Source organism: Planctomycetia bacterium, from assembly GCA_034440135.1.
Lineage (GTDB): Bacteria > Planctomycetota > Planctomycetia > Pirellulales > JALHLM01 > JALHLM01.
Genome location: JAWXBP010000278.1, coordinates 1 through 7,649, shown reverse-complemented (window position 1 = coordinate 7,649; position 7,649 = coordinate 1). Strand labels below are relative to the sequence as shown.

Below are 7,649 nucleotides of genomic sequence, written 5' to 3'. Positions count from 1 at the left end.
CATTCCCCCTCCAGCGTCCCTAAACTAAACCCCGTTCACCCCCGAGCGCCACACTTTTCAACCGCCAAGCGCTGCACAATTCAAGCGCCGTTTACAAACCGCCATCCGGTAGCGAACTATGCCCCCAATATGCCCCAATTGTACTTATTTCGCGTGCTTCGTCGACTTGCCGAACAGCCACGCGTTAACGTGGTCCGTCACGGCGCGGAGGCGTTCGTCGCTGATCCGTTCGCGATAGACGGCGCTCATGCTGCGGTCAGAGTGCCCCATGACGTGGTCAACGGCAATCTGGTCGCGTGATTCGCTGGCAATCGTCGCGAACGTGTGGCGCAACGCATAGAAGCCCAAGCCGGGGCGATGCAGACCGAGAGCCTTGAGCAGCTTAACGGTCTCCTTGCAGATGGGGTTGTCCTGCCCCGGCTTAGCCCAGCTCATGCGGCGCTTCGTGATGAACACGAGGTGCCGATCGTCGGCGTCCTTCGGGTCCTTGCGCGTCGACATTACCTCGTTGAGTGCCATCACAGTCTCCGGCCACAGAGGGCACCGGCGGGCGACTCCGGTTTTCGGACGCGGGTAATTCACCCAGCCGCCAAGCAGGTCGAGGGCTTTGACCGGTAATGTGCCGCAATCGTTGTTGCCGAATCCGGCGTTGACCCCCAGGAGGATCATGGCGCGGAGTTGCGGGCGAGCGGCGTCAATCATTGCCCGAAGCTGGTCAGCCTCGAACATTCGCGGACCCTTGGAATTCCGCTCCTTCCGCAGGGTCTTCTGGCTCGGGCGATTGAACGACTGGCCGTACCTCACCGGCCTTTCGATTAGCCCGATATCGTATGCGTATTTGCAGACGACACGGCAGCGTTGAATCTCCGCCGCCAGCGCCACGGCCCCCAGGGTCTTGCCCAGCGACGTCCGCAGGGCCTCGAAATCGTCAGGGCCGACGTCGTCCAGCCGGCGGTCGCGGCCAAACGCTTCGAGCATGCGCTCGCATACCCGGTGGTAGTCCTCGAAGGTCCGCTGTGACAACTCGCCTGACACCTGGGCGTTCTGCTTGAACGTCAGGAACCGGTTAGCCAAATCCCGAACCGTGGGACCATTCAGATTGGCCGGTGGCTTCCTGCCAGCCAGCAAGTAGTCCTTTTCCGCCAACCATTTTGCCAGCGCAGCGTCCGGGTCCCGCCACGGCCCGAAGTAGTGCAACTTGCCGCGAACCTTCTTAGCCCAACGCCCTGTCTGATGGGCAAAAAGGGGGAAATCCGGGTGAGGCTTACCCGGCTTGCCACCCGATACAACCGTGGTATCTTTAGGCATGGTTTTCGTACCCCAGGACTTGCCGCAGGTGTCATAACGGGTGTCGCAAGCATGATAACGGCCTTGCGAGAATCGTCAACAAGTCTAAGCGGGAAAAGCACTTAGCCAGCGTAGCTCAATTGGTAGAGCACCGCATTCGTAATGCGGGGGTTAACGGTTCAACTCCGTTCGCTGGCTCTTGATTAGATAGCGGCTTAGGAAGATCCGTCGTTTGGCAAGCCATGGCCACTTTGGCCGGCAACGTTGCGTTCTCGATGCCGCAATGGCCGTTCTACTGGCGGTCACAGAATCATTCACACGCGCGCCGCACGCTACTCGATCGTCGCGCAACGGATTGTCGGTGGCGCACTTGTCGGCTCCGGCAGCGATCCGAATGCACCCCTTTCCGACGAAGGACTGGGCGCTGCGCTCGGATACAATTTCCGCGAAACGTCACGGTCGAACTTCTGCAGCAGTCGCCGTAGCCGGCAGTCGCTTAGAGCCATTCCTCGATCAGGCCCGCTGTGCGGAGTCGCTGCCGTAGACGCGTCATGCGGACGCGGAGCGTGCCGCCATTGAGGCCGAGCTGGCAGGCGATTTCCGCAGTGCTGTAGCCCTGTGAGCGGAGTTCGAAAATCTTCCGCTCAGTTGCGTCGAGGTTGGCGCAGACTTGATCGACCTGCTCGCGCAATTCGACGGTCCTGGCAGGATTATCCGCGCCGGAAAGCGACGTCAGAAGTTGGGCGAGGTCGCCCCCTTCGGAGCCGCCGCGGTCGAAACGTTGTTGCCGCTGCATCCGCCGCCACTTGCGCGCAACTTTGCGGCGGACCAAGGTCAGGGCCAGCGCGACCAGGTTTTCCGGTCCGGCCAGGTCGTATTGCTGCCGCTTAATCCCCAGCATCAAGCTGCGATGCACCGATTGCACCAGGTCGGTGGAATCCAAGTACGGACGCAAGGCGGGTCCCAAGAGCACGCGGGCCACGATGCGGAGCTTGGGTTCGTACTGCCGGCTCAGTTGCGCGAGCGCGTCCTGGTCACCCTGTCGTGCCTTCGCCAGCAACGTGGAAAAATCGGACGGCGAGTCAGACATAAAGCGCGGGCGAGCGTACCGAGGTCTTGAGGGACGGAGTCGCTCCGTCAGTCTACCCCCTTGGCGGGAGGTTCACAACGCAACGCAAGTCGCCCTGTAACAACTTGGCCGACTTGCGGCATTGCATCAGGGAGAGTTGATTCGCCACTTCGCAACGAGACGGCAGCACGTCCTGGAAAGCACTCCAGGCATCGCCGAGGGAATCATGTTGTCGCGCAGCGGCCGTGATAGAATCGGGGGGCACATTTACGGACCCCCATTTATGCCCCCTGAAGACACGGCCGCTTCCCTGGACGAGCAACTGCGGGAGGCGTGCGCGGCGCTCGACCGTCGGGTGCGAGCCGGCGAGACAGTCCGCACCGAAGACGTATTGGCGGAGCGGCCGGATCTGGCGGAGCGCACGGAATGCGTCTTGGAGCTCGCCTACACCGAGTTCGTGGCCCGCGACGCATTGGGGGAAGCTTGCGCCGCGGAGGAATGGTACGCCCGGTTTCCCGCCTGGGCCGGCGACCTGCGCGAATTGTTCGAGGTCCACCGCTATGTTCAGCAAGCGGCGTTGGATACGGCTTCGCCCCACAGCGACGCCACCGAGGACGGCGAAGCGCCAGCGAACCTGGCGGCGATGTTTCAGGAGGAGTCGAGTTCCGACCGCCGCTTGGGCAACTACGAGTTGATCGAAGAACTCGGCCGCGGCGGCATGGGCGTCGTGTACAAAGCACGGCAGATCGGCGTGCGGCGCGTCGTCGCACTCAAGCTGATCCTGGCGGGCGAGCATGCGGGGAAAGATCGCTGCGCGCGGTTCGAGGCGGAGGCCGAAATCGTCGGACGCCTCGCGCATCCGAACATCGTGCAAATCTACGAGGTCGGCAACGATCAAGGGCGCCCGTACCTCTCGCTGGAGTTCGTCGACGGCGGCAGCCTGGACCGCAAACTCAACGGGACGCCGATGCCGCCCCGCGACGCCGCGTCGCTGTTAACGGTCATCTGCCAGGCGATTCACCACGCGCACAAGCGGGGCGTGATCCATCGCGACTTGAAGCCGGCGAACATCCTGTTGACGGCCGACGGCACGCCGAAGGTCGCCGATTTCGGACTCGCCAAACGCCTGTTCGACGATCAGTCCGGTCAGACGGCGAGCGGTGCGATGCTCGGCACGCCCAGCTACATGGCGCCGGAACAAGCGCTAGGAGACTCGCGCGATAGCGGCGCCGCGTCCGATATCTACGCGCTAGGCGCAATCCTCTACGAAATGCTCTCGGGCCGGCCGCCATTTCGCGGCGCAACACTGCTCGACACCTTAGAGCAGGTCCGCTCCCAGGAGCCGGTGCCTCCCCGCCAGTTGGTGGGCAAATTGCCGCGCGACTTGGACACGATTTGCTTGAAGTGCCTACAAAAACAACCTGCGCACCGCTATGCGAGCGCCGCCGCCCTTTTGGACGACGTCCAACGGTTTCTTGACTATCAGCCGATTCTCGCGCGTCCTGTCGGATGGGTTGGTCGCGCAGTGCGTTGGTCGCGACGCAATCCCGTGTTAGCCTCGTTGTCGGCCGCTCTGGCGGCGGTGCTGACAGCGATCTTGATTGTGGCGCCGATCGTGGCCGTCACCCAGGCTGCGCTCCGCTCGGAAATCCAGAAGCAGCTCAACGAAGTGACGCGGCAGAATCGTGCGAAGAGCGCGAGCCTGCTGGCCACCCGCTCGCGGCTCTCGGCGAACGAGGCCCCGCAGCGCAGCGTGTTGTTGGCGATCGAAGCCATGGAGTCGCATCGAGCCGTCGGCGAGACGCCCCCAGTCACGATTGAGCAAGCGCTGCGCGACGCTTTGGCGAACACCGGCGGCGTTCCGCTCGTCGGACATGCCAGCCAAATCTTTGCGACGCGGTTCACGCCCGACAGCCGCATGCTGATCACCACCAGCGCCGACGCCACCGCGCGATTGTGGCAGCTCGGCCATCCGCAGGAGAAAATCGAGAGCGTTGTTCTGCAGGGACATCGAGCGCCAATCCGGGGGCTGGCGGTGAGTCGAGATGGACGTCGGCTGGTCACCTATGCCGCGGACAACACGGCCGGGCTTTGGGATTTGAACGCGCCGCACCCATCAGAAACTGCGTATGAGATCGCCGGTTTCGCCGCGCCGTTGACGTCGGCGGCGTTTAGTCCCGATGGCACCCGCCTGGCCCTGTCGGATCATGGCGGCTCGGGGCGGCTCTTTCGCATTACCGAGGGAACAGCGCCGGAACTAATTCAAAAAGTCCAGCTTAAGTTGCCGTTGCACGATGCACAGTTCAGCGCTAGTGGAAAATGGTTGGCGGCTGGCGGCGGCGATAAGGCGGCGCGCGTGTGGCCTGTAAGCGAAGCAGGGCTCGGCGAGCTGCGACTGCTTTCTGGCCACGCGGGTCCCTTGGTCGCGATTGCCATGGATCCTCAACGCGACCGGCTGGCCACCGCCAGCGCAGACCGCACGCTGCGACTTTGGGACCTCGACGCATCTTCGCCCGAAGCAACGGTCATCGCGCTTCCGGGGCATACCAACTCCGTCTCCGCGGCTGCGTTTACTCCGGATGGGCGCTGGCTCGTCAGCAGCAGCTTCGATGGCACGGTGCGCCGCTGGGACCTGAACGCGCCGGACATTGCCGCGAGCGCTCGGCCCCTCACGGGGCACACGGACCGCGTCTTCGTGCTGGCAGTCAGTCCCGATAGTCGTTGGCTGGCCACGGGCGGACGCGACAAGACCGTGCGACTCTGGGATCTGACGGCGAACGAGCCCAGTGCCACGAGTCGTGTGTTGCGCGGCCATGACGACGCGGTGCAGGCGCTGACATTCAGCGCCGACGCCAAGTGGCTGGCGTCCGGCTCGGCCGACAGCACGGCCCGGCTGTGGGAGATGTCGCTCCGTACGCCCACCGCGGGATCCAACGCCGATCTGACGCATGACGGCGAGAAAGTCGAGCAATTGGCCATCAGCGCCTCGGGGCGTTGGCTGGCGAGCTTTGCCAACGACGGCTACGTAAGGCTGTGGGACCGCGAGTCGAGGAAAGAACGAGCCCGTTTGCTGCACTCCGCGGCAGTGCGCTTCATTGCTTTCAGTGGCGATGAGCATTGGCTGGCGACGGTCGAGCTCGATATCGCACCCAGGGCTCCGCGCGTCTGGGACCTGACGGCATCCGATCCTGCTGCGACTCCGATCGTGCTCGAGGGGGCGACGCAATCGATCGAAAGTCTGGTCATCGATCCCCAGGGCAAGTGGATCGCGGCCGGCAGTCGCTACAACGTCGACGCCGAAGATCGCGATGGCGCCGTGCGCGTCTGGGAACTCGGCGGCGTCGCGCCGGCGGCGCGCATCATCGCCAGCCATCAGGCGGATGTAGGGTATTTGGCGATTGACGCTGGCACGAATCGAATCATCAGCGCCAGCGCGGATGGCCAGGTGCAGCTATCGGATTTGCAACCGGGGGAACCGAGCGCTGCGAAATCCTTCCAGACCGACGACCTGCGCGGGCTGGCGTTGCTGCGCGACGGCGAATTCGTTGCCACGCTGCATTCGAGCGGAAACGCTCGCGTGCTCGATCTGAAAGCGCCGTCAGGCCAGCAACAGTCAATCCTCTATCAGGGCAAGCTGCCGTTGAACCGACTGGCGGCCAGCGAGGACGGAAATTGGCTCGTCGCGGTGGATGCTCTGGATCAGGTGCTGCTCTGGGACATGAGCTCCTGGCCCGGTCGCGACGTCGCTCCACCGCAACCACGTGTCCTCGGCGACGACGAAACCTCCGGCCGCGGCGTAACCGGCTGCGCAATCAGCCGCGATGGGGCGCGTTTGGCCACGTTTGGGCTCGACGGCTTGATTCGGCTCTGGAATCTGCGTGAATGGAACGCGGGAGGCACGCCGCTCTTGCTCTCGGGGCACGTTCAGCACGTGCAATCGGCCGTGTTCACCCCCGACGGTCGCACGTTGATCTCGGGCGGTTACTATGGTGGGATTCGCGAATGGCCGCTGACCTCCGAAGACTTGCTTTCCCATGCCCGCCGGGTGGTCGGGCGCGAGTTGACGCCGGACGAGCGACGGCGCTATATGGAATAGTCATGTTCGCCGCCAGTCGGCGCTTTGAACCTCACACGCTTCCTCCGCTTCGCCACACCGACTTACTATGCGCAACCACTTGCTCGCCCTGACGTTCCTGACTGCTTTGGCGTCGCCCTGCCGGGCGCTGGAAATCCAATTGTTCGAAGTGGGGGCGACGCCGCTGTCGGCGGCGCAGTTGTCCGCCTTCAAAGCAGCGGCAGATCGCTGGGAAAGCGAGTTGGCGGATCCGATCACGGTGCGAGTCAACATTGGCTTTGCCGATCTTGGGACCTCGCTCGGAAACACTTGGGTGGCGCGGACCACGCATTTTTTGCCCGTGGTCCGCACGGCGCTCATCGTCAATTCCGCCTCCTCGGAGGAGTTGTTGCGAGCCCAACTGTTGCCTTCCACCGGACTGCAAATGTTCGATATCAACGGGCAACGTGGCGACGGACGGGTCACGATGGCCACGGCGAACGCGAAAGCATTAGGATTGTCGACCGGCTTAGATCCATTCTACGGCGAGGCGTTGGAGAATCAGGCAGACGCCAAGCTCCTCTTCAACAACAAGTTTGCCAACGGCTTCGACTACGACGCGACCGACGGCATCGGGCAGGGCAGTCGCGATTTCACAGCGCTTGCTGCGAGAGAAATTGGGCACGCGCTGGGCTTTAAGTCCATGACCGACATTCAAGACTTGCCGGCGAACGCTCAACACATCGTGCATCCGTCGACGCTCGATCTGTTTCGCTTCCCGCAAACCCAGTTCACGCACAACCTGACCGTCGAGCCGCGACTCGTGACGGCTGGTCCCGCGGAGTATTTCGATAAGCGAATGGAAAAAAGCCTCTCGTGGGGAAGACTGGCGACGGACCCCGAATGCGACGCCCCGGGAGATCATTGCCTGGCGAGCTATTGGCGCGACGGCGGGAACGACACCATGACTCCCACATTGCCCCGCGGAGTCGCCGTCGAGCTTTCAGACGCGGACATCCAAGCCTTCGATGCGATCGGCTATCAGCGGCCGTCCGGATTCGATCCGCGCCAGGTGGCATCGATCGCGACGCTTAAAGTGGGTTGGTTCGATACCGAAGCCCCCGCGCCGTGCGTCGGATGCTCGTTGCCCGCGTTTCCGCGCGGCACTTTTGATGAATTCGAGCCAGCGCCGGAATTCAGTGAGTTGCCGGCGTCGCTGAAGGGCGCCGATTTCAATTT

The 7,649-nt window shown here is 63.3% G+C and carries 4 protein-coding genes and 1 tRNA gene; 3 read left to right on the top strand and 2 right to left on the bottom strand.

Annotated elements, in window-relative coordinates; genetic code table 11:
• Positions 1 to 144: 144 nt before the first annotated feature.
• On the bottom strand, positions 145 to 1,308 hold the full coding sequence (locus SGJ19_16925) for a tyrosine-type recombinase/integrase (protein ID MDZ4781934.1): 1,164 nt from the start codon (positions 1,306 to 1,308) through the stop codon (positions 145 to 147).
• Positions 1,309 to 1,412: 104 nt separating this feature from the next.
• On the opposite strand from SGJ19_16925, the gene SGJ19_16920 reads away from it, so the two are divergent.
• Positions 1,413 to 1,485 (top strand) — tRNA-Thr (locus tag SGJ19_16920).
• Between the two features lie 298 nt (positions 1,486 to 1,783).
• Here the strand turns inward: SGJ19_16920 and SGJ19_16915 are convergent.
• Entirely contained in the window at positions 1,784 to 2,377 is a 594-nt protein-coding gene (locus SGJ19_16915) for a sigma-70 family RNA polymerase sigma factor (GenBank protein ID MDZ4781933.1), read from the bottom strand.
• Positions 2,378 to 2,639: 262 nt separating this feature from the next.
• Here SGJ19_16915 and SGJ19_16910 point away from each other — a divergent pair, with 262 nt between their 5' ends.
• Both SGJ19_16910 and SGJ19_16905 read left to right on the top strand, forming a co-directional pair.
• A complete protein-coding gene (locus SGJ19_16910; protein MDZ4781932.1) occupies positions 2,640 to 6,452 on the top strand; it encodes a protein kinase in 3,813 nt (1,270 codons plus the stop codon).
• Positions 6,453 to 6,519: 67 nt separating this feature from the next.
• Positions 6,520 to 7,649, top strand: a 1,130-nt coding sequence (locus SGJ19_16905) for an NF038122 family metalloprotease (GenBank protein ID MDZ4781931.1), incomplete at its 3' end; no start/stop codon positions are given.

What these genes read in the sequence shown, in the direction of transcription:
- SGJ19_16925 (MDZ4781934.1), bottom strand. Translation starts at nt 1,308, where the DNA reads ATGCCTAAAGATACCACGGTTGTATCGGGTGGCAAGCCGGGTAAGCCT.
- SGJ19_16915 (MDZ4781933.1), bottom strand. Translation starts at nt 2,377, where the DNA reads ATGTCTGACTCGCCGTCCGATTTTTCCACGTTGCTGGCGAAGGCACGA.
- SGJ19_16910 (MDZ4781932.1), top strand. Translation starts at nt 2,640, where the DNA reads ATGCCCCCTGAAGACACGGCCGCTTCCCTGGACGAGCAACTGCGGGAG.